This is a genomic window from Corynebacterium sp. (assembly GCF_022712275.1).
Taxonomy (GTDB): domain Bacteria; phylum Actinomycetota; class Actinomycetes; order Mycobacteriales; family Mycobacteriaceae; genus Corynebacterium.
Genome location: NZ_JALAGU010000023.1, coordinates 58,435 through 82,103, shown reverse-complemented (window position 1 = coordinate 82,103; position 23,669 = coordinate 58,435). Strand labels below are relative to the sequence as shown.

Here is a 23,669-nt window from a genome sequence, read left to right as displayed (position 1 = left end):
ACAGGGAACATCATGGCGGACGTCCGGACGTGGAAAGCTCGCGTTCGAAAGCCTCGTTCGAGCAGTGGTGGTCTACTTCTTCACGGAGTACAGCCGCTTGTTCACGAACTCGTCCATGCCCAGCGGGCCCAGCTCACGGCCGTAACCGGAGCGCTTCACGCCACCGAAGGGCATGGACTCGGTCTCCGGGGCGGACTGGTTCACACCGGTCATGCCGGCCTCCAGGCCCTCGGCGAACTTCTCGGCGCGTCCTTCCTCGACAGCCCACACGGTGGAGCCGAGACCGTACTGGGTGTCGTTGGCCAGTGCCAGCGCCTCCTCGTCGGAGGAGACCTTGTACACGGTCACGACCGGGCCGAAGAACTCCTCGTAGTAGATGGGGGAGCCGACCGGGATGTCGGTGACCACGGCCGGGGCGACGTAGAAGCCGCCGGCGAAGTCACCGTCGACCCGGGTGCCGCCGACCCGGAGCCGGGCCCCGGCGTCCACGGCCCGGCCGAGCTGGTCGAGCAGGTTCTCCGCGGCACGCTCCGAGGACAGCGGCCCGAAGGCCTTCTCCGCGGTGTAGTCCTCGATCTGCGCCGGATCCTTCGGGGTCAGGGCGCTGACCAGCTCGACCGCCTCGGCGACGAAGTCGTCGTAGATGTCCTCGGAGACGATGATGCGCTTGTTGGAGTTGCAGGCCTGGCCGGTGTTCTCCAGGCGGATCGCCACCGCAGTCGCCGCCGCAGCCTTCACATCGTCGGTGGAGAGGATGACGTACGGGTCGGAGCCGCCGAGCTCCAGGACGGCCTTCTTCAGCGCGGCACCGGCCTGGGCGGCGATGGCCGCACCGGCGCGCTCGGAACCGGTGAGGGAGACACCCTGCACGCGGGGGTCCTCGATGATGGTGGAGACCTGCTCGTGGGTGGCGAAGATGTTGGTGTAGACGGCCTCCGGGTAGCCGCCCTCGCGCAGCGCCTGGCGCACGATCTCCTCGACGACCAGGCCGCAGCCGGGCACGGACTCGGCGTGCTTGAGCAGGATCACATTGCCGGTGACCAGGTTCGGGGCCGCGAAACGGGCGATCTGGTAGAAGGGGTAGTTCCACGGCATGATCCCCAGCAGGACGCCGACCGGGCGACGCTGCACGACATTCAGCGTCTCCTCGGTGTCCTCGAGCACCTGGTCGGCGGCGAAGGCGGGGCCGTTGTCGGCGTAGTAGGCGAAGATGTCGCCGGAGAAGTCGGCCTCGCCGACGGATTCACCCAGCGGCTTACCCATCTCGAGGGTGGCGAGCTCGCCGAGTTCCTTGGCACGCTCCTTGAACAGTTCGGCGACGCGGGTGACGACCTTGGCGCGCTCCTCGATCGGGGTGGCGCGCCACACGGCGGCGGCGGACGCGGCGTCCTCCAGGACGGTGGTCAGTGCCTCGTCGGTGAGGTGCCTGTAGTTCGCGGTGACCTCGCCGGTGGCGGGGACGGTGGTGCGGTAGACGGGGGAGTTGGTCGGGACAGTCATGATGACTCCTTGAGGTGTGATGTCAGTGGTCTGTTGTGGTTGAGGTGATGGTCAGTTCGTCGACAGGCCGGTCAGGCCGGTCCCCGGGTTCGGTACCCACGGTAGTGGCGTCCTGTGGTGCGGCGCTGTCGTCGCCGGAGTGGCTGTGCGCCAGGGTCTCACCCCGGAAGAACGCGGGCTGCTTCGCGCGGACCCACAGCATGCACACCACGCCGAGGGCCAGCACACCCATCCCGAGGATGAACACCATGCCCACCCCGCCGATCGAGGATCCGGAGCCGTAGGCCGGGTCTAGGGAGTCCACGGCGGTGTAGAAGAACATCACCAACAGCACCACCCCTCCGATCAGCGGGAACAGGAACATGAAGACGGCGTTACGCAGCGAGTCGAACATCTCGTGGCGGAAGTACCAGACGCAGGCGACGGCGGTGATGCCGTAGTAGAAGCAGATCATCAGGCCGAGGGCCGTGATCGTGTCCCACAGGGCGTTCTCGCTGATCAGCCGGGTGATCGTGTAGAACGCGCCGGCGGCGACCGCGGAGGCCATGGTCGCCACCGACGGCGTCCGGAACCGGGGGTCGATCTTCGCGAAGGACGCCGGCAGCGCCTTGTAGTAGCCCATCGCCAGCATCGTCCGGGACGGCGAAATCATCGTCGACTGCAGCGAGGCGAAGGAGGAGCTGAGGATCGCCAGGGACATGAGAATGCCCCACCTGCCCAGCACCGGGTCGGCCAGCGCGGCGAAGATGGACTCCTGGTTGTCCGGGTTACCGGCGCCCAGGCCCTGGTCACCGGTGCCGGCCCAGGCGATGACGCCGACGGCGCACAGCGCGTAGATCGCCATGATGATCAGCACGACGATGGTGGACGCCCGGCCAGCGGTGCGCTGGGGGTCCTTGGTCTCCTCGTTCATCGTCAGCGTGGCGTCCCAGCCCCAGAACATGAAGATGGACAAGGAGACACCGGCGGCGATGACGGAGAAGGAGTCCAGGTCGAAGGGGTTGAACCAGGACAGCTCCACGTCGGTGGGGTCGAAGCTGGTGCCGTCGCGTCCCTGGACGAGTGCGGCGACGGCGAAGCCGGTGAGCACGATCAGCTGGAAGCCGACCAGCCAGTACTGCAGGTTCTTCGTCGACTCCACCCCGCGGAAGGCGATCCATGCCGCGACGGTGATGAGCACCAGCGTGGTCGGGATGTTGATCCACAGGTTCTTCGTCAGGTCGGCGATGTCCGGGTTGTCGAAGATCTGCGAGAGCAGCAGGTAGAAGAAGTCCACGGCGACGGCGGCGAGGTTGGACAGCACGATGATCGTCGCGGCGATCAGACCCCAGCCGCCCATCCAGCCGATCCACGGGTTGAAGGCCTTCGTCGCCCAGGTGAACGACGTGCCGGAGTCCGGGACGCGGTTGTTGAGCTCGCGGTAGCCGAAGGCGATGAGCAGCATCGGCAGGAAGCCGAGCAGCAGGATGCCGGGGACGTGCGTACCGACCTCGGAGATGGTGGGGCCGAGTCCGGAGGTCAGGGTGTAGGCCGGGGCGATGCAGGAGACTCCGACGACGACGGCACCGAGGACGCCGATCTTGCCCGCGGCCAGGCCTTTACCGCCGCTGGACTGCGTGTTCTCACTCATGCGCACCTCCCTCGGCCGGGTCCTCCACCGGAGACGCCGCCGGGTGGGTGTACCCGGCCGGAACGACGATGACCGGCACCGGGGTGGTGCGCATCATCTTCGTGGCGGTCTTGCCGAGGAAGAGGTGGCCGTGCGTGGCCAGACGGGAGGACGCCACCAGCACGATCTCGTCGTCGGCCCAGTCCAGCTCGGTCAGCGCGTCGGTCACCGAGCGTCCGGTCGCGATGACGGTGGTCGCGGTACCGGCGTCCACCATGTCGGACGCCTCGGCGGCGAGCCGGCCGGTGGCTTCACCGTGCACCTCGTTGATCACGGCCATGTTGATCTCGGCGGTGTCGTCGGGGGCGGTGGTGTCCGGTTCGTCGAGCATGACCAGAGAGACGAGCCGCAGCGGGATCTGCCGTTCGCGGGCGGTCTCCAGGCCGACGGCGATGACATCGGTGGCACCGGTGCGTCGGCCGAACATCGTGGTCACCCGTCCGACAGGGCCTTCGCAGCGGTAGCCGGTCGGCGCCATGGCCACCGGGATGTGCGAGGTGTGCAGCAGGGCCGAGGCCATCTGGCCGAGCCGGTGACTGCGCAGCAGACCACCGGAGCGGGCGCCGATGACGATCAGCCCGGCGTCCAGCGTGCGGGCGGCACCGAGGAGTCCCTCGGCGGCGTCCACCGCACGGACGACATGGCCGGACGCCGTGACGTCGGCCGGGACCTCGGCAAGTGCCTCGGTGAGCCACTGTTCCAGCTGCTCGTGCAGGATGCGGTCGTAACTGCGGTCGTAGCCGTGGGAGGGGCTGAAGCCGGTGTCCTCCGGGGCGACGAGCACCAGGCGCAGGGAGACATTCTGACGGCGGGCCATCGCGACGCCGAGGGTCAGGGCGTCGCGTCCGGTGGATGTGGCGGAGTACCCGACGACGATCGGGCTGCGCTGCCGGCCCTCACCTGCACCCCGGCCGGCCGTCATGCGGTGACCTCCTCACCCTTCTCGCCCTGGCACTCCAGGATCGCCAGTGCGGCGGCCTCGCCCTGGCGGACCGCGCCGTCGACATGCTGGTAACCCTCGGCGGCGATGTCGGAGCAGGCGTAGTGGACCGGCCCGGTCGGCTGGTTCTGCAGGTGGCCCCAGCGGTGCAGCCCGCCCAGGTCGTAGCTGGTGGCGTAGGCGCCGCGGGTCCATTCCTCGGCGGCCATGTCGGAGAGGTAGAAAGCGACCGGTTCCATGGTCTTCGGTCCCAGGTAGTCGGCCATCGCGGACAGGATCCGCTCCTTGCGCTCGGCCTCGGGCAGGGCCCACATCTCCTCGGCGTAGAGGTCGGAGACGAAGCCGACGAGGGTGCCGTAGGCGTCCTCCCCTTCGGTGCCGTCCGCGCCGTAGTTGGTGTTGTCGTAGACCTCCTGGACCAGGCGTCCGCCACCGAAGGCGGTGCCGGAGAGGCCGTCCTCGCGCCAGAAGGGGGTCTTGTAGACCGCATGGACCTTGATGACCAGGCCCATGGAGATGTGCTGGTGGGCGATGTGCTGCTCGCGCGGCATCGGCGGGACGAAGCTGATCCGGTTGTAGAGGTTCGGCGGTACGGCGAGCACCGCGTTCTTCGCGTGGACGGTGGCGCCCTCGGCGTGGACGGTGACGGAACCGGCGGCACCGTTGTCGGCCACACCGTTGCGCACGTCGGCGACGGTGTTGATCTCGTCGACGGTGGAGGCGTCCGCCTCGTGCCAGTCGATCTGACGCACCGGGGAGTCCAGGATGATCTCGCCGCCGAGCTCACGGATCTTCTCCGCCAGCGTCAGGGAGACGGACTGCATGCCGCCGACCACGCGCCGGTCGAGGATGAAGTCCTCGTCGACGAGGTTGGAGAAGGACCCGGCGGACGCGGCCATGAGCACGGCCTGCAGCGTCGAGAACGCGTAGGACGGCTTGGTCAGCATGCCGGACGCCACGTAGATCGAGACGTTGTCGATGGCCTCCTGGTCGTCGGAGTGCTGGTGGAGCCAGGTGCGGAAGGCGATCGTGTCGAGTTCCTCGGCCTTCGCGGCGGCCCAGGGGGTCTCGGCGCCGATCTCCTCGGCGAGCTCGTCCATGATGCCGATGAGCTTCTCCATCTCGGCCAGGGTGTGGTCGGTGACGGGCAGACGGTCGCCGGTGTAGGTGTGCCGGGTGCCGTCGGGGGAGACGTAGACGGAGTCGCCGGTGCGGTAGCGGGGGAAGGTCTCCAGGCCGAGCTCCTCGGTGAGTGCCATGAGCCGGGTCTGGTCGGGGGAGATCCACTGACCACCGATCTCGATGAAGTGCTTCCGGCCCTTGTCGTCGAGGATGTGGCCGTTCCAGGTGCGTCCGCCGACGCGGTCGCGCGCCTCGATGACGGTGACCTTCTTACCGGCCTTGGCCAGGGTGTATGCGGCGGTGAGGCCGGCGGGGCCGGCGCCGATGATGACGACGTCAGACTCGGTGGTCGGTGCGGTGGTGGTGCTCATGAATTGGTACCCTCTCTAAAAAGAACGACGTTCGTTTAGGGTGACTGTACCGTGTGTGGTGCGGTTTTCCTACGGTTTGTCTGTAAATTCTGTGTGACAGGTCACTTCCGACCACTGACGACCACTGACGACCACTGACGGCGAGGACAGGAGTCGATGGACCATGACAGGACCACAGCCGGGTCGTCGCGCCGGGCGTCCGGCGAAACCCCTGCTCAACCGGGAACTCATCGCAGACGCCGCGCTCGACCTCGTCACCTCCGACGGCGCCGACGGGCTGACCATGAAGTCGTTGGCCGCGCGGCTGGGGGTGTCCGTCTCCTCGCTCTACAACCACATCGCCGGTAAGGCTGAGCTTCTCACCTCCGTGCAGGACGCCGTGATGTCCCGCGTCGACGCGTCCGCCTTCACCGCCGTCGCCGATGGTCCGGGCCTGGCTGAGGCCCTGCGGACCTGGTCACGCTCCTACCGTCAGGTCTTCGCCGACTACCCCTCCCTCGTCCCGCTCATCGCGACGATGCCGGTGTCCGGTGCCCCGGCCACCCGCCGTATGTACGACGCGGTCTCCGCCGGACTCCTCGCCGCCGGCGTGCCGACTGCGCAGGTCGTGCCGGTGATCGTGGCCTTCGAGTCCTTTCTCTACGGCTCGGCGATGGACGTCCACGCTCCGGCCGGGATCTTCGGCTCTCGGCCGGGGGAGCAGGACGCCCCGTCGTTCCGCTCGGTGGTGGAGTCCTTCACCGCGCAGGTGGACGCGGGGGAGGACGCTGCGTCCACCCCGGCATCGTCCACCCCGGCATCGTCCTCCTCTGCATCCCCCAACCCCTACGCCGACCAGCCCTTCGAGTGGGGGCTCGACGCCCTCGTCGCCCGCACCCTCACGCTGCTCGACTGACCTCGCGGCCGCCTGTTCCAGCCCGCCTGACTCTCCCGCACCCGCTGTGGCATCTCAACGTGCTGAGTGGCATCTCCTCCGGTCGCTTGGGCGGCGTGGGGCGACATAGAGAGATGCCGCAGTGCACGTAGGGCTGCCGCTCCGCCTGTCGCGCCCCACCAGCTACCGCCGCGCTCACCGCCGCGTCACTGCCACCAGCAGCAGCTCCGCCCGTACCACCGGGTCGGACAGGTCCACCTCGCAGGCCTCCGCGATGCGGGCGATCCGCGTGCGTACCGTGTGCCGGTGCACCCCCAGCGCATCAGCCGCCGCCGCGGTCTTCCCGCCTGAGCGCAGCCACGTCTCCAGGGTCTGCATCAGGTCACGACCCTCCTCCGGGGTGCGTCCCGCAGCAATGACCCGGTCCACCGTCTCCGCCGCGCGCATGTCCAACGCCTCGCGCACCGCCGGACGCTCCAACCAGTCCGCCCCCGCCTCATAGGGTCCGGCCACCGACCCCGGCGTCAGCGACCGGGCGGCGGTCTCCAACCGGTGCACCCGCTCCATCGACACCTCTGACCAGGCCACCGGCTCACCGACGGCGATCCGTATCCGTCGCGCGGACGCCCCGAAGGTCTCCACGATCCCCTCCAGCGTCCGCGTCCCACGGAACAGGAACAGCGAGGTGGAGGTGTCCAGCCCGGTGGACACGAGGTTGCGTCCCGCCTTCGCTGTGGAACGGTCCGCCTCGTCCAGTGCCCGTCGCAGGTCCGCGACCCGGTCCGCGGCGACGACGACCGGACGCACCCGACCCTCCCCGTCGGCCGCCTGGTCCAGGACCTGACCGCCCGGGGCGTGACCCAGTCCGAGGTGCAGCCGCAACGCCAGGGAGTTCAGCTCATTGCGCTCCTGCCGCAGGTAGACGGGTCGCTGCAGCAGGATGTCCGCCAGACCCGCGGCGTGCTTGAGCACCGACCGGTCATGCGGGCTGAACGGGTGGTCGGCGAGCACCGTGATGAAATGCAGCCGCTCGCCCTGCTGGGTCATCCGCTGCGTGATCCGCCAGCGCTCACCACCGGCGTCACTGTGGTCCGCGCTGCTCCGGTTGCTCCGTGAGGCCTCCTTCGCCGCCTCCATCGCAGACAGCAGGACGCCACCCTCGGTCGTCCGGTCACAGTGACCCTGCGTCCGCCCGTCGTTGTCGGTCACCGCGACCGCCGCCGCCAGGTGGGACGCCGCGTCCGTGAGCAGGGCCGGGAGTCCGCCACGTACCGCCGCGCCCGAGAGCTGCTCCTGGACAGAGATGAGCCGTTCCTGGTCGAGGCGGGCGCGCCGGGTGCGTTCGACCTGGACCGTGTTGAGGATCGAGATGAAGGCGGTACGCCGGGGTACCTCGAATACGGCGATGCCGCGGGCGCGGGCGGCGTCCACCAGGGCCTCCGGGACTGTCGGATAGAACAGTCCGGTGCCGAATCCCACCGCCGTGACCTGTGCTTCCGCCAGTCGGGCGATGTAGTCGGGGAAGGGGTCGGCCTCCCGCGACAGGGCGACACCGACGGTGAGGACGACGGCCTGCGGGGCGAGGAACTCCCGCGGATCGGTGAGTTCGGTCGGCTGGATGACACTGAACCCGGCGTCCGGTGCGGCGGCCACGACCGGTCGAAGGTCCAGCCCGCGCTGGGCGTGGAGCCAGGTCAGGGGGAGGGGAGCCGGTGTGTCACTCATGGCCGAAGTGTACAAGTATCCGGATATTCTTCGCCAGATGGGACATGAGCCACATCACCACACGTGTCCCACAATGACTGCCATGACCGCTTCCACCGGATCGACCGTCCTCACCGAACTCACCCACCGCCTCCCCCAGGAGCGGAAGATCATCACCGACCAGCTGCCCGGACCGGCGTCCGCCGCCCTGACCGCCCGCACCTCCGCCGCCGTCGCCCGGGGCATCGCCCCGACCCTGTCCGCCTACATCGTCGACGCCGACGGTGGCGTCCTCGTGGACGCCGACGGCAACTCCTTCATCGACTTCGCCTCCGGCATTGCCGTGACCAGCGTCGGCGCGTCCAACCCGGCCGTCGTCGCCGCCGTGCAGGACGCCGTCGCGCACTTCACCCACACCAACTTCACCACCTCCCCCTACGAGGCATACACCGCCGTCGCCGAGAAGCTCAACGAGATCACCCCGGGTGACTTCGAGAAGCGCACCGTGCTGCTGAACTCCGGTGCCGAGGCCGTCGAGAACGCCGTGAAGATCGCCCGCCACCACACCGGACGCAACGCCGTCGTCGTCATGGACCGCGCCTACCACGGCCGCACCAACCTCACCATGGCCATGACCGCCAAGAACGTCCCCTACAAGGACGGCTTCGGCCCATTCGCCGGCGAGGTCTACCGCGCCCCGATGAGCTTCCCGCTGCACGACGGACTCACCGGCGCCGAGGCTGCCGAGCAGACCATCTGGCAGATGGAGAAGGAGATCGGCGCGTCCAACCTGTCCTGCGTGGTCATCGAGCCGATCCAGGGTGAGGGCGGTTTCGTCGTCCCCGCCGAAGGCTACCTGCCGGCGATCGCCGAGTGGTGCCGCGCCAACGGCGTCGTCTTCATCGCCGACGAGATCCAGGCCGGCATGTGCCGCACCGGCGACTGGTTCGCCGTGAACCACGAGGGCGTCGTCCCGGACATCATGACCACCGCCAAGGGCATCGCCGGTGGCCTGCCGCTGTCCGCGGTCACCGGTCGCGCCGAGATCATGGACGCCTCCGGCCCCGGCTCCCTCGGCGGCACCTACGCCGGCTCCCCGGTCGCCTGCGCCGCCGCCCTGGCCTCGATGGGCCAGATGGAGGAGCTCGACCTCGCCGGACGTGCCCGTGAGATCGAGGCCGTCGTCCGCGAGATCCTCGAGCCGCTGGTCAGTGAGACAGACGGCAAGGTCGCCGAGGTCCGTGGCCGTGGCGCCATGATGGCCTTCGAGATCGTGGACGCGGAAGGACGCCCCGACGCGGCCGCCGTGAAGGCCATCGCCGGAGCCTGCCAGGCCAAGGGCCTGCTGACCCTGACCTGTGGTCTCGACGGCAACGTCATCCGCCTGCTGCCGCCGCTGGTGATCTCCGAGACACTGCTGCGTGAGGGCCTCAATGTCCTCGCTGACGCGGTGCGTGCGGCCCTGGAGGCCTGATGGAAGGCGAACAAGAGGTCACCCACGGCCGCACCAGGAAAGAGGCGAAGAAGCTCGCCAACCGGCATGTCACCCTCATCGCCCTGGGCGGCATCATCGGGTCGAGCCTGTTCATCGGTTCCGGCAACATCATCCGGTCCACCGGCCCGGCCGCGATCGTCTCCTACCTGCTCGGTGGACTGCTGGTCTACCTGGCGATGAAGATGCTCGGAGAGATGGCCGCACACCGGCCTGCCGTCGGCTCCTTCATGGACTATGCGAAGCACGGGCTCGGCGACGGGGCGTCCTACCTCGTCGGTTGGCTGTACTGGTACTTCTGGGTCGGTGTGCTGGCCTATGAGGCGGTGATCGGCGGCGAGACGATGCACGGCTGGTTCTCCGCCGTGCCGACCTGGGCGTGGTCGCTGCTGCTGCTGGCTGTCTTCGTCGGTTCGAACGCGGTCTCCACCCGCAGTTTCGGTGAGATCGAGTTCTGGCTCGCCGGGATCAAGGTCATCGCCGTGATCGTCTTCCTCGTCGCTGGCGTCCTCTTCGCTCTCGGCCTCTGGCCGGACTCCGACTTCTCCGTCCAGAATCTCTGGGACCACGGCGGGTTCGCGCCGAACGGTGTGGGTCAGGCGCTGACCGGCGTGGCGATCGTCATCTTCGCCTACTTCGGTACGGAGATCGCCGTGATGGCCGCCGCCGAGTCCGAGGACCCCGGCACGTCGGTGCGACGTGCGACGAACACCGTCGTGTGGCGCATCCTGCTGTTCTTCGTCGGCTCGGTCGCCCTCATCGTCATGATCGTGCCGTGGGACGAACTGCCGGAGCCGACGGACGTCTCCTCGGCGCCGTTCACGTACGTCTTCGAGCTCTTCGGTCTGCCCGGTGCGGCGAACGTCATGCAGCTCATCATCTTCACCGCGGTGCTGTCCGTGCTGAACTCCGGGCTGTACTCGGCGTCCCGCATGCTCGCCGCGATGGGTGACCAGGGATTCGCGCCGAAGGCCGTCACCGTGCGCAATAAGCGCGGCGTGCCGCTGGTCGCGTTGGTGGCGTCCACCGTCGGCGGTGTCGCCGCGACCATCGTGAACTTCGCCTTCCCGGACACCGGCATCTTCGACTTCATCATGAATTCGTCGGGCCTGGTCGCGCTGTTCGTGTACGTCATCATCGCGCTGACGCACTGGAACATGCGCCGGAAGATGACGCCGGCGGAGGTCAGTGCGCTGGAGATGAAGGCGCCGCTGTACCCGTGGGTGAACTTCCTGCTCATTGCCGGTGTGATCGCCGTGTTCATCGTCATGGTGGTGCAGGAGTCCAGCCGGACGCAGGTGTGGACCAGCCTTATCGCCACTGGCGTGGTCGTCGTGCTGTGGCCGCTGGTGAAGCGGAACCTGGCGAAGCGCCGGGCCGAGCAGGACGGCGCCCTGTAGGACGCCCTGTAGGACGCCCTGTGGGAGGCCCGGTGGGAGGCCCCGTGGGGGTCCACCGGCGCACGGTCACACGATGAGGTTCACCAGAAGAACCACGATCAGCGCGGAGACGGACAGCACCGTCTCCATCAGTGACCAGGTCTTCAGGGTCTGCGGCACGGTCATGCCGAAGTACTCCTTGACCAGCCAGAATCCGGCGTCATTGACGTGGGAGAAGAACACCGAACCCGCACCGATGGCCAGCACCAGCAGGGCGACTTCCGCCGAGGGCATCCCCTCGGCCAGCGGCGCCATGATGCCGGCCGCAGTCACTGTCGCCACGGTCGCTGAACCCGTGGCCAGGCGGATGAACACCGCCACCAGCCAGCCGGCGACGAGGGTGGAGACCGGCGCGTCCTGCACCCAGTCACCGATGATGTCCGCCACGCCGGTGTCCACCAGGGTCTGCTTGAAGCCGCCACCGGCACCCACGATGAGGATCACCGAGGCGATCGGTCCGAAGGACGCCCCGACCGTGTCCGAGACCTCCTTGGCTGTGCGACCCTGGAAGAAACCGAGCAGGGTCATGCCGACCAGCACCGTGGCCAGCAGGGCGACGATCGGCTCACCGAGGAACTCGAAGGTCTTGTAGACCGCTGAGCCCTCGTCGACACCCGTGGATTCGACGATGGTGCGCGAGAGCATCATCACCACAGGCAGCAGGACCACAGTCAGGCCGCGGGCGACCGAGGGCCGGGGGCCGGCGTCTGCACCGTTGGAGTCCTTGTCCGCCTCGGCGGCAGCGGCCGGTGCGGGGATCGGGACCCACTTCGCCATGATCTTCGCGGACACTGGTCCGGAGATCGCGACGACCGGCACGGCGACCAGCAGGCCGAGGGCCAGGGTCAGGCCAAGGTTCGCCTGCAGGGCGTCCACCGCGATCAGTGGGCCGGGGTGCGGCGGGACCAGGGCGTGCAGTGCGGACAGGCCGGCCAGTGCCGGGATACCCAGCAGTATCAGGGGCAGGTTCGAGCGGCGGGCGGCGAGGATGACCACCGGGATCAGCAGCACGATACCGACCTCGAAGAACAGCGGGATACCGAGCAGCATCGCCAGCCCGGCGATGACCCACGGCCGCCATTTCGCGGCGGTCTTGTCGAGGAAGGCGTCCACGATGGAGTCCGCCGCCCCGGAGGTGACGAGGAACTGGCCGATCACCGCACCGAGTGCGATGAGGACGCCGACATCGCCGACGGTGCCGCCGAAGCCGGAGGTGAAGGAGGAGAAGGTGTCGACCAACGGGATACCGGCGATGAGCGCCAGGCCGGCGGAGCCGAGCATGAGGGAGAGGAACGGGTGGACCTTCGCCCACACGATAAGGACGATGATCAGCGCGATGCCGACGACCGCGGAGACCACGAGGCGTGAGTCCGAGGCGGTGGTGACGACCTCGTCCTCGGCGAGGACGCTCAGCGCCCCGATGGTGCTCATGAGTTCACCCCGGTGTCGGAGGTGCTGAGGTGGCTGAGTCCGGCGGCCTCGAGGACCTCGGCGACGAGGATGTCCGGGTCGGCGGTGGCGTCGAGGGTGAGGCCGTTCTCGTCGTCGGTGAGCGGCTCGAGGGTGTCGAGCTGACTGTCCAGCAGGGACGCCGGCATGAAGTGCCCCTTGCGGCTGTTCAGCCGCTCCAGGAGGACGGATGCCGGGGCGTCGAGCTCAGCGAAGAGGACGCGGCCGTCGTGGACGCCGTCGGCCTCGCGGAGGACATCCCGGTAGGAGCGCTTGAGGGCGGAGCAGGTGACGATGGAGGAGTCACCGGCCTCGGCATGGCCCTTCATCCAGTCGGCGAGGCTGCGCAGCCAGGGCCAGCGGTCGTCGTCGTTGAGGGGATTCCCGGAGGCCATCTTCTCCTTGTTGGCGGCCGGGTGGAAGTCGTCGGCCTCGGCGTAAGGGAAACCGGTGATCGCGGCGAGGCGCTCGGCGACGGTGGTTTTTCCACTGGCGCTCACCCCCATGATCACGAGGTGAACGGGCTGTGAAGTTTTCTCGGACATGATCCCGGACTTTACCGATTCGGAGCCGTCCGGAACAGGGTCGGAAGTGGACTGAACTACTGTTCGGCGGCTTCGCGGGCCTGGGCCATGAGCCGGTCCGCCATGCTCGGGGACCCGGCGGCGGTCTGCTGGTCGGACCTCATGCGGGCGATGGCGTCCAGCACCCGGTCGGCGACATCCTCAGGGTGGCCGGAGGCGTCCACGGTGGTGCCGAACTCGTCCAGGGCCAGGGGATCGGTGCCGGTCGCGTCCGGAGTGGTCAGCCCGATGAACATGAGGCGGGAAGCGTCCTGCCCGGTGAGGGCGGCGACATCCTCGGCCTCGCGGAGGACATCCCGGTCTGCCCGGCTCAGCGGCGGGCAGGTGAGGATGGTGGAGGTGCCGGAGACGGCCCGGTCGGCGATCCAGTCGCGCATCCGGTGCAGCTGTCCGGTGACATCGGCGGTGCAGAGGACCTGGCCACTGGCGATCTTGCGACGGGAGGTGGCCGGGTGGAAGGCAGCGGCGTCGGCGACGGGCATTCCGGTGAGCTGGGACAGGTGCTCGGCGATACCGGACCGACCCGTGCCGTTCACGCCGGTGAGGACGACGTGGACGGGCGAGAACTTCGAAGACATGGGGAATCACCCTACGCGGTGGCACGGGGGTAGTCACAGTTGCCGACGCTGACGACGGTGACCGCCACTCACCTGCGGCGCGTCGTAGAGTGGCCCCCTGTGAACGCCGTCACCGCCTCCCCCGCCACAACGCCCGCCACAACGCCCGCCACAACGCCCGCCACCGGGCCTGCGACCGGCCGCTCACTGGTCGCCGCGGCGTACATCTTCGCCGTCGTGATGATGGGCACGACGATGCCCACGCCGCTCTACCCGACGATGTCCGCCGCCTTCGGCTTCGGCTCTGCGGCGGCGACCGTGCTCTTCGCCGTCTACGCCGTCGGTGTGGTCGCCGGGCTCGTCGTCTTCGGACGTCTCTCCGACACCCTCGGCCGCCGGCCGGTCCTGGCCCTGGCGCTCGTGCTGTCCGTGGTCTCCGCGGTTCTCTTCCTGGTCGCCGGGCTTCCCACGGACGGATCCGGGGTGGATGCCACGGGCGGGTCTGTCGCCGGGCTGGTCCTCATGTACGTCGGACGTGTGCTCTCGGGTCTCGCCGCCGGGATCTTCACCGGCACCGGCACGGTGACTGTGATGGAGAACGCACCGGCCGGACGCGCCACCCTGGCTGCGGCGGTGGCGACAGCGGCGAACATCGGTGGCCTGGGACTGGGTGTGTTGGTGGCCGGGTGTGTCGCTGAGCTGGTCGATGATCCGCTGACCTGGCCTTTCGTGGCCCATGCGGTGATGCTGGCGGTCGCGGCACTGCTGCTGCCCGTGGTGCGGGACCGGGTGGTGCGTCCTGCCCGGGCAGAGCGAGGGCGGTTCGGCGGGTGGCTGCCCCGGCCGCAGGTGCCGGGTGTGCCGGCGTCGGTCCGCGGACTGTTCGTGGCGTCCGTCCCGGGCGTGATCGCCGGTTACACGGTGTGCGGTGTGTTCTCCTCACTGGCGCCGAACTTCATGAGCCATGAGCTGGGGATCTCGTCGACGGCGACGATCGCCTCGGTCACTGCGGCGCTGTTCATCGCCTCGGCAGTTGCGCAGATCGTGCTGCGGTCGCTGCGTGACCGGGTGCTCATGGTGTTCGGCCTGGTGCTGCTGGTGGTGTGTGCCCTGGTGGTGATCATCGCGCTGGCGGTGGATTCCCTGGCGCTGCTGCTGGTGGCCTCGGTGTTCGGTGGTGTGGGCCAGGGGCTGAGCTTCATGACCGGCATGCGGGCGATGACCTCGCGGGTGGAGCCGGAGGAGCGGACGGCGGTGACGACCTCCTACTTCATCATCGGATACCTGGCGCTGGCGGTGCCGGCGATGCTGGCGGGGTTCCTCACCGTGCCGATGGGCCTGGTCGGCTCGACGACGGTGTTCTCGGTGATCACGGTGCTGCTGTCGCTGGTGGGGCTGGGGTACGCGCGGCGGTACTGAGGTCCACTGCCGGGCCCACGACCGGCGTGGACGTCTGCAGGATGTCGGCATCACGCAGCCGGAGGTCGGTTGAGGGGGTGTCAGAACAGCCCCACGCTGCGTGCTGCGGACATGGTCGGTCCGAGCCCGGTAGCGTGCGCGGCATGGGACATGAAGCACGCCGGTCGGCACACCGTATAACCACACCGTATAACCCGGTCAGTACCGGCCAGTGGGGTTCTTCCGTCCCGGCCACGGTGACCAGTGCGCGCCTTCACGTAACCGGCGGTTGGACGGGCGGCCGGACCTGCTGACCTCAGGGCGCAACTCGACCCTCGGAGGTCTCTACGATCTCGTCTTCGCCGCCCGTGCCGTCCGCTCCCTCGTGGAGGACGCCGGGGAAGGCTCCGGTGCAGTCGGGTTCTACGGGTATTCGCAGGACGGTGGGGCCTCGGCGGCTGCTGCGGAGCAGGTCGGGACCTGTGCTCCTGAGCTGCAGGTCGCCGGGTCCTACGCCTCCGCCCCGCCGACGGGCTGGCGGCCAGCTTCCAGGAGTTGGCCGCGGAGCTCGACTCGGTGCTCCCACTGCGGGGCCGGGATCGCCGCTGCAGACTGCCCCGGTGATGATCATTTCGGGGCCTCATGACGGGCTGGTGGAGTACGGGCAGGCGAAGCGGCTGGGGCGGGACCGGCAGGCTGCCGGGGCGTCGGTGGCGTGGTCGGGGACGGGTGCTCCGCCGAGTTCGTAGATCCAGCGCGGCAGGATCGTCCCGGTGCCCTTACTGCCGTTGACTTATATGGAACATGTGTTCGATCCGTGGTCGAGTTTCCGCACTACCCGTCCACTCTGCCTGTTACCTTTCTCCCACCTGTCCGACAGACATCAAGGAGAACCTCATGGACACGCACGACAAGATCGAGATCCGTATGCGCGACGCCTTCCCCGGCCTCGGCACCGTCACCTGGTCGGAGATGGTGTGGGGCCACCCGATCCCGCAGACTGAGCTGGATACGGCACCGCCGGGGATCCGGAACGCCACACGGGGACGCCCCGGGCACGCCCTCCGGATGCTCGACAACATCTGCTTCGGCGTCCCATTGGTCTGTGGTGATCAGGTGGAGGCCGAACCGGCCCGACCGGGGCGCCCGTTGCCCCGGGTCACGAGGGTCGTGGCGTTGCAGCCCGGCATCCTCGTCACCGCCACCGGCTATGCCGAGATCAGCCGGGAAGGCGCGGATCTGCCGGTCACCCCCGGGGCGAATGACATGACCTGCGGGTGCGGGCACTGTAACGGCCCCGGCCTCGACGGGCACTGGTGGAGTGAGTGCCGGAGCAGTCTCTACCACAGCGGTGCAGCGATGGTCGAGACCGACGGGGACCGTATCTCGGTCTTCTTCCTGCAGCTCCCGGGCACCGTTCTTGACCGGGCCGCCGTGATCGGTCGCTGCTGCTCGGCGGGCATGGTGCGCGACACGCTCCGCCTCTTCGACCAGGAGGACCGCGAGGTCTTCACCGGGCTACGGCTCATAGGACAGGAAGAGCCGGAAGCGCAGGACGCCGCCGCCTGAGCGCCTGCCTGACCGGCTTCTGATCGCCCGCCCGACCAGATGACGCCAACCACCGCCGAGGGGTGACAGTTTCGCGTACAAAGGGGTCATGAGTGACTCGAGCACCACATCCACCGACCTCTCCACCCTCAGCCTCGACGAGCGGGCCGGTCTCGGCTCCGGCGCCGACTTCTGGACCACCAAGGAGGCACCGGGCGTCCCGTCGATCACCATGACCGACGGGCCCCACGGCCTGCGGAAGCAGGAGGGCGCCAACGACCACCTCGGCATCTCCGGCTCGGTACCTGCCACCTGCTTCCCACCGGCGGCCTGTCTCGGCTAGAGCTGGGACCCGGACCTCGTCTCCCGTGTCGGCGCCGCCATCGCCGATGAGGCACAGGCGGCGGACGTGCAGGTCGTCCTCGGACCCGGCATCAACATCAAGCGCTCCCCGCTCGGTGGCCGGAACTTCGAGTACTACTCCGAGGACCCGCACCTGTCCGGCGTCCTCGGCGCCGCCTGGGTCAACGGACTGCAGGGTCGCGGCGTCGGTGCATCGCTCAAGCACTTCGCGCTGAACAACCAGGAGGCCGACCGGATGCGGTCGAGCTCCGACGTCGACGAGCGCCCGCTCCACGAGCTCTATCTCCGCGGCTTCCGCCGCGTGGTGGAGGACGCCGCTCCCGCCACCGTCATGTGCTCCTACAACGCGGTCAACGGGGTACCTGTCCGGCACAACCGGGAACTGCTCACCGACATCCTGCGCACCGAGTGGGGCTTCACCGGCGCCGTCGTCTCCGACTGGGGAGCAGTCGGTGGTCGCGTCGACGCAGTACGGGCCGGCCTTGACCTGCAGATGCCCTACGACGGTGGGGCCGGCGACACGGAGGTCGTCGCCGCCGTGAACGACGGCGATCTCGGGGAGAACGCAGCCACCACTGCCGCACAGCGCGTCGCCGACCTGGCGAACCGGCTGCATGACGCCCACGATTCCACTGCGTCCTTCGATGATGCCGCGGTCGAGGCCCACCATGACCTGGCCCGCGAGGCCGCGGCGTCCTCGGTCGTGCTGCTGAGCAACGAGGAAGTCGACGGTCGTCACCTGCTGCCGATCGCCGAATCCGGGGTCACCGGCTCCGTAGCCGTCATCGGTGCCTTCGCCGATGCGCCCCGCTACCAGGGCGGCGGCAGTTCCCACGTGAATCCCACCAGGCTGACCTCCCCGCTCGAAGCCATCCGCGAGACCTGGCAGACCCCCGTCACCTTCGCCGCCGGATTCACCACCGACGGTACCGGGGTGAACCCCTCGCTCCTCGCCGAGGCCGTGGAGGACGCCGCCAACGCTGACGTCGCACTGGTCTTCCTGGGACTGGCCGCCGAGCAGGAGTCCGAGGGCTTCGACCGCACCGGTCTGACCCTGCCCACCGAGCAGATCAACCTGCTGCGTGCGGTCCGGGCGGTCCAGGACCGGGTCGTGGTGGTGTTGTCCCATGGTGGCGTCCTCGATCTGCGTCAGGTGCGGAAGTACGCCGGCGCGATCGTCGACGCCAACCTCTCCGGTCAGGCCGGTGGTGCGGCGGTCGCCGAGGTGCTCTCCGGGCGGGTCAACCCCTCGGGCAAGCTCACCGAGACCATCCCGCTGCGCCTGCAGGACACCCCCGCCTACCTGGACTTCCCGGGTGAGCACGGGCATGTCCGCTACGCCGAGGGACTGCACGTCGGCTACCGCTGGTACGACGCCCGCGAACTCTCCGTCGCCTTCCCCTTCGGCCACGGGCTGAGCTACACCACCTTCGCCTACGACGGGATCTTCGCCCAGCCTGACGACGACGGCGAGGGCATCACCGTCATCGTCGGAGTGACGAACACCGGTTCCCGCCGTGGCCGCGAGGTCGTCCAGGCGTATGTGGCGGTGCCGGAGTCCACGGTGCAGCGCGTCCCGCAGGCCCTCGGCGGATTCGGGTCGGTGACCCTGGACCCCGGTGAGCGTGCCGAGCTGGAGATCCACATCGACCGCCGCGACCTGGAGTACCGCGACACCCGCACCGGACAGATGGTGCTGGAACCGGGACGCTACGTCGTCGCCGTCGGTGCGAGTAGTCGTGACCTGCGCGGTTCCACCGAGGTGGAACTGGAGGGTGAGGAGGTGCGGGTCCCGCTGACGCTGAACTCCACGCTCGGCGAGGCGATGGCGAGCCCGGTGGTCGCACAGGCGTTGGGCGACGCCACGGGTGCACTCACCGGTGGCGATGAGGGTGGCGGAGAAGCACTCGGTGTCGACCTCGCCGTAATGATGGGCAGCATCCCGCTCGACCGGCTGGTCGGCTTCTCCGCGGGACAGGTGAGCACCGGACAACTGCAGCAGCTGCTGGACGCCGCGAACCACGCGCAGTAGCCCGGCACAACAGCCCGGCACAGGTCACCGCCGACCGGATCCGGAAATTGAGGGTGGAAAGAGTGGGAAAGCCGGAACCGGCAGCAACCTAGGTTGGACAGGGATACAGTTCTTGTCATGAATCCTCATTCCACGGTGCATTCCCTGCGGCGGAGGGCGTGCGCCGCACTCCTGGTCCCGGCTCTCGGCCTGGGAACGGCGGTGGTGGCGGCCCCCGTCGCCGGTGCTGAGGAGGCGGGCACAGCGGCGACTGCAGGTGCCACGGAGATCGCGACAGTCCCCGGGGACGCCGGGTTCTTCGCCCTGCCGGACACCACGGACACCGATCTCGCGTCCCTGGCACCGGGGACGCCGCTGAAGCAGCGCAGCGTCCCCGCTAAGATCAACAATCTCGGCAGCACGCCGGTCACCATGACCCAGATCCAGTACCGCACCACGACCGTCACCGGGGAGCCCACGGTGGCGGTGACCAGTGTCCTCCAGCCGCCCGCCGGGGTGCCGCGCACCGGGGACACGGTCATGTACGCCAGCTTCTACGACTCGATGAATCCCGAGGACGGGCCTTCCCGCGTCCTGGCCCGTGGGGCACAGTCCGGGATGCTCGACTATGCCGAGGCGGCGTTCGTCACCCCGCTGCTTGCTGCCGGGCACACCGTGGTCATGCCGGATATCCAGGGCGAACGCGGCATCTTCGCGGTCGGTGAAGAGTACGGCCACATCATCCTCGACGGCCTGCGCGCCGCCCGTGACACCCCGGCTGCGGAGGTCGCCGCCGATTCGCCGACCGCACTGACCGGTTACTCCGGTGGCTCCATCGGTTCCGGCTGGTCGGCGATCATCGCCGACGACTACGCCCCCGATATCGCGCAGAACATCGTCGGCGTCGCCCAGGGTGGGGTGATGGTGCGTCCCGAGCACAATCTCGCCTACGCCGGTGAGGGTGCGAAGTGGTCCGGCGTGGTCGGTATGGCACTGACCGGCATGGCGGACGCCTACGGTGACGATCTCAGCCCGTACCTCACCGACCTGGGTAAGGAGGTCATCGAGCGGATGCGTGGGGTGAAGATCGACGATGCGCAGGACGCCTACGCCCACCTGCGGTGGGAGGAGCTCTTCAAGCCGGAGTATCCCACCCCGGACGATGTCCCGCCGGTGCGTCGTGTCCTCGACGAGTCGAACATGGGTCTGGCACCGGTGCCGTCGTTCCCGCAGTACATCGCCCAGGCAGGGGGAGGGGCAGACCAGCAGAAGACGCCGGTGCACCCCACCCTCGGCGACGGTGACGGCGTCATGCTGCTCGGCGACACCCGGGCGATGGCGCAGTACTACTGCGACGTCGGCACGACGGTGCAGTACGAGGAGTATCCGCCGATCGGCCACACCTACGCCGGGCCGTACTGGGCCACACAGATGGTGCCGTGGGTCAATGCCCGCTTCGCCGGGCAGCCGGCCCCGTCCACCTGTGGCTCGGTGCCGGTGGGGAACTCGCTGACGGACTGACCCTCCGTAGGCCGGAGTTCTCCATGCCACACCTTGACTGAACTAGGATTCATATCACATAATACTCACAAGTATTGCTGGTAGGAACCACGATCACCCCGGAATCACAGCCGCGCAGTCGCGCAGGAAAGGACTTCCCACCATGGCAGGCACCGCAGGCACCGCAGGCACCGCAGGCACCGCAGACACCGCACAGTTCGCCGGCCAGGTCGCCGGCCAGGTCGCGGTCATCACCGGAGCCGGCGGCGGACTCGGCCGGGCACACGCACTCGCCCTGGCGTCCCGCGGTGTGAAGATCGTCGTCAACGACCTCGGCAACGCACAGGGCGTCGTCGACGAGATCACCGCCGCCGGTGGGGAGGCCGTCGCAGACTCCACCGACATCTCCGACCGTGCTGCCGCCGCCGCGCTGATCGACGACACCGTCTCCCGTTGGGGACGCATCGACATCCTCATCAACAACGCCGGCATCCTCCGTGACAAGTCCTTCGCGAAGATGGACCTGGCCGACTTCGACAAGGTCATCGCCGTCCACCTCACCGGCTCGGTGAACTGCACCAAGGCCGCCTGGCCGTACATGGTCGAGCAGGGCTACGGCCGCATCCTCATGACCACCTCCGCCTCCGGCATCTACGGCAACTTCGGCCAGGCCAACTACGGTGCGGCGAAGTCCGCACTGGTCGGCCTGATGAATGTGCTGGCCATCGAAGGCGCGAAGAAGGGCATCCGCGTCAACTCGCTCGCCCCGACCGCCGCCACCCAGATGACCGACGGCCTCATCGCCGAGGACGCCGCCGAGCTCCTCGGCCCGGAGACCGTGGCTCCCGCCGCCGAGTTCCTCGTCTCCCCGGACGCGCCCACGGGCGTCATCCTCGGCGCCGGTGCCGGCGTCTTCGCCGTCTCCCAGATGGTCGAGGCCAACCCCGTCGCACTCGGCGCGGACGCCACCGCCGAGGACATCGCCGCGAACTGGGAGCGGATCTCCGATCTCAGCGAGCACCGCCACCTCGGATCGGCCTTCGACCAGACCGACCGCTACGTGCGTGCCGCCATCGCCGCAGGGGAGGACGCATGACCGGTACACCCTCCGCATTCGACATCTCCGGGCGCACCGTCCTCATCACCGGCGGTGCCCGCGGCATCGGACGCTGGCTCGCCGAGGGCCTGCTCCGGGCCGGCGCGAATGTCCTCATCTCGACCCGGCGACCCGATGCCGCCGCCGAGGTGGGGAAGGAACTCGCCGCCCTCGATACCGCCGGCGAGGTCCACGCCATCGCAGCGGACATCTCGACCGAGGAGGGGTGTCAGACTCTCGCCGACGCGGTCCGCGGCTACACCGAACGGCTCGGTGGTCATCTCGACGGCCTGGTCAACAACGCCGGGGCGACCTGGGGTGCGTCCTTCGACGAGTTCCCGCCGGACGCCTGGGACAAGGTCCTCGGCGCGAACGTCAAGGCACCGTTCCGGTTGTCCCAGCTGCTGCGTCCGCTGCTGGACGCCCGGGCGGACGCCGGTCTCGACCCGGCCCGCATCATCAACATCGGGTCCATCGACGGCCTCGCCGTCCCGAACTACGACAACTTCTCCTACGCGGCGTCCAAGGCGGCGGTCCATCACCTCACAAAGGTCATGGCGTCCTCCCTGGCCCCGAAAATACTGGTCAACGCCGTGGCACCAGGTCCCTTCCCGACCCGCATGATGGCCTGGGTGCTCGACGGGCGCGGCGAGGAGGTCAACAAAGCCAACCCGCTGGGACGCATCGGCCGGCCCGAGGACGTCACCTCCCTGGTGACCTTCCTGCTGTCCCCGGGCAGTTCCTACATCACCGGCACCACGATCCCCCTCGACGGCGGTCTCACCTCGACCATGTCTGTCGCCATGTACGACGAGAACTAACAGCGAGAACCAGAAGAAGGAACAGAGAACACCCATGCGCGAAGCAGTCATCGTCTCCACCGCCCGCACCCCCATCGGCCGCGCCTACCGTGGCGCCTTCAATGACACCCAGGGCCAGGAACTCGCCGCCCACGCCATCGCCGCCGCGGTCGAGCGTGCCGGCATCTCCGGCGCGGAGGTCGAGGAGGTCATTCTCGGCTGTGCGATGCAGGAGGGCAGCACCGGCACGAACGTCGCACGTCAGGCGACGCTGCGCGCCGGGCTCCCGGTCACCGTGCCGGGCATGAGCGTCGACCGCCAGTGCGCCTCCGGACTCATGGCGATCGCCACCGCCGCCAAGGAGATCATCACCGACGGCCTGCAGATCGCCGTCGGCGGCGGTGTGGAGTCCATCTCCCTGGTGCAGAACGAGCACAAGAACACCTTCCGTGCCGCCGACCCGTGGCTCAGGGAGAACGGCCACGACATCTACATGCCGATGCTCAACACCGCGGAGATCGTCGCCGAGCGCTACGGCGTCACCCGCGAGCAGCAGGACGCCTACGCCCTGGAGTCCCAGCGTCGTACCGCCGCCGCCCAGGAGGCCGGTTACTTCGACGACGAAATCGTCCCTTTCACCGCCATCAAGCTTGTCGCCGGTGAGGACGGTCAGCCGGTCGAGCAGAAGGTCACCCTGACCCTCGACGAGGGCAACCGCCCTTCGACCACCGCGGAGGGGCTGGCCAAGCTCAAGGCTGTCCTGCCGGACTCCGACGGCCACGCCGCGACGATCTCCGCCGGTAACGCCTCGCAGCTCTCCGACGGTGCCGCCGCCGTCGTCCTCATGGAGAAGGAGGAGGCCGCCCGCCGCGGTCTCGAGCCGTTGGGCACCTACCGCGGCATCGCCGTCGCCGGCTGTGAGCCCGACGAGATGGGTATCGGCCCGGTCTTCGCCATCCCGAAGCTGCTGGAGCAGCACGGTCTCACCATCGACGACATCGACCTGTGGGAGCTCAACGAGGCCTTCGCCTCCCAGACGCTGTACTGCCGCGACACCCTCGGCATCGACCCGGAGAAGTTCAACGTCAACGGCGGTGCGATCTCCATCGGTCACCCCTACGGTATGAGCGGCGCCCGCATGGTCGGTCACGCCCTTCTGGAGGGGCGTCGCCGCGGTTCTCGCTACGTCGTCATCACCATGTGCATCGGTGGCGGAATGGGCGCGGCCGGGCTCTTCGAGCTGTAGAGTCCC

18 protein-coding genes and 1 pseudogene are annotated in these 23,669 nt (G+C 68.7%); 11 read left to right on the top strand and 8 right to left on the bottom strand.

Annotation, left to right across the window (positions count from 1 at the left end):
* Nucleotides 1-72 precede the first annotated feature (72 nt).
* Genes Q0A27_RS04965 through Q0A27_RS04950 form a run of 4 tightly spaced genes read right to left on the bottom strand, consistent with a single transcriptional unit; the run spans nucleotide 73 to nucleotide 5,602 of the window.
* Entirely contained in the window at nucleotides 73-1,500 is a 1,428-nt protein-coding gene (locus Q0A27_RS04965; RefSeq protein WP_291473954.1) for an aldehyde dehydrogenase family protein, read from the bottom strand.
* A 22-nt stretch (nucleotides 1,501-1,522) separates the two neighbouring features.
* Complete coding sequence (locus tag Q0A27_RS04960; RefSeq protein WP_291473953.1) at nucleotides 1,523-3,130, bottom strand: APC family permease; 1,608 nt, start codon at nucleotides 3,128-3,130, stop codon at nucleotides 1,523-1,525.
* The gene (locus Q0A27_RS04955) at nucleotides 3,123-4,091 is read right to left on the bottom strand and encodes a universal stress protein (protein ID WP_291473952.1); all 969 of its coding nucleotides are present in this window, start codon (nucleotides 4,089-4,091) and stop codon (nucleotides 3,123-3,125) included. The genes Q0A27_RS04960 and Q0A27_RS04955 overlap by 8 nt, the downstream gene beginning before the upstream one ends.
* The gene (locus Q0A27_RS04950) at nucleotides 4,088-5,602 is read right to left on the bottom strand and encodes an NAD(P)/FAD-dependent oxidoreductase (protein WP_291473951.1); all 1,515 of its coding nucleotides are present in this window, start codon (nucleotides 5,600-5,602) and stop codon (nucleotides 4,088-4,090) included. The genes Q0A27_RS04955 and Q0A27_RS04950 overlap by 4 nt, the downstream gene beginning before the upstream one ends.
* Before the next feature lie 163 nt (nucleotides 5,603-5,765).
* On the opposite strand from Q0A27_RS04950, the gene Q0A27_RS04945 reads away from it, so the two are divergent.
* The gene (locus Q0A27_RS04945; RefSeq protein WP_291473950.1) at nucleotides 5,766-6,497 is read left to right on the top strand and encodes a TetR/AcrR family transcriptional regulator; all 732 of its coding nucleotides are present in this window, start codon (nucleotides 5,766-5,768) and stop codon (nucleotides 6,495-6,497) included.
* A 174-nt stretch (nucleotides 6,498-6,671) separates the two neighbouring features.
* Here the strand turns inward: Q0A27_RS04945 and Q0A27_RS04940 are convergent, their stop codons facing one another.
* Nucleotides 6,672-8,201: a PucR family transcriptional regulator gene (locus Q0A27_RS04940; protein WP_291473949.1), complete on the bottom strand. Its 1,530-nt coding sequence runs from the start codon at nucleotides 8,199-8,201 to the stop codon at nucleotides 6,672-6,674.
* Between the two features lie 82 nt (nucleotides 8,202-8,283).
* Here Q0A27_RS04940 and gabT point away from each other — a divergent pair, with 82 nt between their 5' ends.
* On the top strand, nucleotides 8,284-9,654 hold the full coding sequence (gene gabT / locus Q0A27_RS04935) for a 4-aminobutyrate--2-oxoglutarate transaminase (RefSeq protein ID WP_291473948.1): 1,371 nt from the start codon (nucleotides 8,284-8,286) through the stop codon (nucleotides 9,652-9,654).
* A complete protein-coding gene (locus tag Q0A27_RS04930) occupies nucleotides 9,654-11,072 on the top strand; it encodes an amino acid permease (RefSeq protein WP_073884349.1) in 1,419 nt (472 codons plus the stop codon). The genes gabT and Q0A27_RS04930 overlap by 1 nt, the downstream gene beginning before the upstream one ends.
* Nucleotides 11,073-11,138: 66 nt before the next feature.
* On the opposite strand, the gene Q0A27_RS04925 is transcribed toward Q0A27_RS04930, so the two are convergent.
* Genes Q0A27_RS04925 through Q0A27_RS04915 form a run of 3 tightly spaced genes read right to left on the bottom strand, consistent with a single transcriptional unit; the run spans nucleotide 11,139 to nucleotide 13,722 of the window.
* On the bottom strand, nucleotides 11,139-12,542 hold the full coding sequence (locus Q0A27_RS04925; RefSeq protein ID WP_291473947.1) for a GntP family permease: 1,404 nt from the start codon (nucleotides 12,540-12,542) through the stop codon (nucleotides 11,139-11,141).
* A complete protein-coding gene (locus Q0A27_RS04920) occupies nucleotides 12,539-13,105 on the bottom strand; it encodes a gluconokinase (RefSeq protein WP_291473946.1) in 567 nt (188 codons plus the stop codon). Before Q0A27_RS04920 ends, Q0A27_RS04925 begins: the two co-directional genes overlap by 4 nt.
* A 56-nt stretch (nucleotides 13,106-13,161) precedes the next feature.
* Entirely contained in the window at nucleotides 13,162-13,722 is a 561-nt protein-coding gene (locus Q0A27_RS04915) for a carbohydrate kinase (protein ID WP_291473945.1), read from the bottom strand.
* A gap of 99 nt (nucleotides 13,723-13,821) precedes the next feature.
* Here Q0A27_RS04915 and Q0A27_RS04910 point away from each other — a divergent pair, with 99 nt between their 5' ends.
* The 8 genes and pseudogenes from Q0A27_RS04910 to Q0A27_RS04875 all read left to right on the top strand — a co-directional run bounded on the left by Q0A27_RS04910 (nucleotide 13,822) and on the right by Q0A27_RS04875 (nucleotide 23,663).
* Nucleotides 13,822-15,120: an MFS transporter gene (locus tag Q0A27_RS04910; protein ID WP_291473944.1), complete on the top strand. Its 1,299-nt coding sequence runs from the start codon at nucleotides 13,822-13,824 to the stop codon at nucleotides 15,118-15,120.
* 211 nt (nucleotides 15,121-15,331) lie between these two features.
* Entirely contained in the window at nucleotides 15,332-15,745 is a 414-nt protein-coding gene (locus Q0A27_RS04905) for a lipase family protein (protein WP_291473943.1), read from the top strand.
* A gap of 251 nt (nucleotides 15,746-15,996) precedes the next feature.
* Complete coding sequence (locus Q0A27_RS04900; RefSeq protein ID WP_291473942.1) at nucleotides 15,997-16,668, top strand: hypothetical protein; 672 nt, start codon at nucleotides 15,997-15,999, stop codon at nucleotides 16,666-16,668.
* A gap of 88 nt (nucleotides 16,669-16,756) precedes the next feature.
* Nucleotides 16,757-19,042, top strand: a pseudogene (locus Q0A27_RS04895) (glycoside hydrolase family 3 C-terminal domain-containing protein).
* A gap of 117 nt (nucleotides 19,043-19,159) precedes the next feature.
* Nucleotides 19,160-20,542, top strand: coding sequence for a lipase family protein (locus Q0A27_RS04890; protein ID WP_291473941.1), 1,383 nt, complete (start codon nucleotides 19,160-19,162; stop codon nucleotides 20,540-20,542).
* A gap of 142 nt (nucleotides 20,543-20,684) precedes the next feature.
* Nucleotides 20,685-21,617 (top strand): SDR family NAD(P)-dependent oxidoreductase, encoded by a 933-nt coding sequence (locus Q0A27_RS04885; RefSeq protein WP_291473940.1) that lies wholly within the window; start codon nucleotides 20,685-20,687, stop codon nucleotides 21,615-21,617.
* Entirely contained in the window at nucleotides 21,614-22,438 is an 825-nt protein-coding gene (locus Q0A27_RS04880; RefSeq protein ID WP_291473939.1) for an SDR family oxidoreductase, read from the top strand. Before Q0A27_RS04885 ends, Q0A27_RS04880 begins: the two co-directional genes overlap by 4 nt.
* 34 nt (nucleotides 22,439-22,472) lie before the next feature.
* Nucleotides 22,473-23,663 (top strand): acetyl-CoA C-acyltransferase, encoded by a 1,191-nt coding sequence (locus Q0A27_RS04875; RefSeq protein ID WP_291473938.1) that lies wholly within the window; start codon nucleotides 22,473-22,475, stop codon nucleotides 23,661-23,663.
* Nucleotides 23,664-23,669 lie beyond the last annotated feature (6 nt).

Coding starts and splice junctions, on each gene's coding strand:
- Q0A27_RS04955 (WP_291473952.1), bottom strand. CDS start 4,091: ATGACGGCCGGCCGGGGTGCAGGTGAGGGCCGGCAGCGCAGCCCGATC.
- Q0A27_RS04925 (WP_291473947.1), bottom strand. CDS start 12,542: ATGAGCACCATCGGGGCGCTGAGCGTCCTCGCCGAGGACGAGGTCGTC.
- Q0A27_RS04915 (WP_291473945.1), bottom strand. CDS start 13,722: ATGTCTTCGAAGTTCTCGCCCGTCCACGTCGTCCTCACCGGCGTGAAC.
- Q0A27_RS04890 (WP_291473941.1), top strand. CDS start 19,160: ATGAATCCTCATTCCACGGTGCATTCCCTGCGGCGGAGGGCGTGCGCC.
- Q0A27_RS04930 (WP_073884349.1), top strand. CDS start 9,654: ATGGAAGGCGAACAAGAGGTCACCCACGGCCGCACCAGGAAAGAGGCG.
- Q0A27_RS04945 (WP_291473950.1), top strand. CDS start 5,766: ATGACAGGACCACAGCCGGGTCGTCGCGCCGGGCGTCCGGCGAAACCC.
- Q0A27_RS04965 (WP_291473954.1), bottom strand. CDS start 1,500: ATGACTGTCCCGACCAACTCCCCCGTCTACCGCACCACCGTCCCCGCC.
- Q0A27_RS04920 (WP_291473946.1), bottom strand. CDS start 13,105: ATGTCCGAGAAAACTTCACAGCCCGTTCACCTCGTGATCATGGGGGTG.
- Q0A27_RS04940 (WP_291473949.1), bottom strand. CDS start 8,201: ATGAGTGACACACCGGCTCCCCTCCCCCTGACCTGGCTCCACGCCCAG.
- Q0A27_RS04900 (WP_291473942.1), top strand. CDS start 15,997: ATGGACACGCACGACAAGATCGAGATCCGTATGCGCGACGCCTTCCCC.
- Q0A27_RS04960 (WP_291473953.1), bottom strand. CDS start 3,130: ATGAGTGAGAACACGCAGTCCAGCGGCGGTAAAGGCCTGGCCGCGGGC.
- gabT (WP_291473948.1), top strand. CDS start 8,284: ATGACCGCTTCCACCGGATCGACCGTCCTCACCGAACTCACCCACCGC.
- Q0A27_RS04950 (WP_291473951.1), bottom strand. CDS start 5,602: ATGAGCACCACCACCGCACCGACCACCGAGTCTGACGTCGTCATCATC.
- Q0A27_RS04885 (WP_291473940.1), top strand. CDS start 20,685: ATGGCAGGCACCGCAGGCACCGCAGGCACCGCAGGCACCGCAGACACC.
- Q0A27_RS04880 (WP_291473939.1), top strand. CDS start 21,614: ATGACCGGTACACCCTCCGCATTCGACATCTCCGGGCGCACCGTCCTC.
- Q0A27_RS04875 (WP_291473938.1), top strand. CDS start 22,473: ATGCGCGAAGCAGTCATCGTCTCCACCGCCCGCACCCCCATCGGCCGC.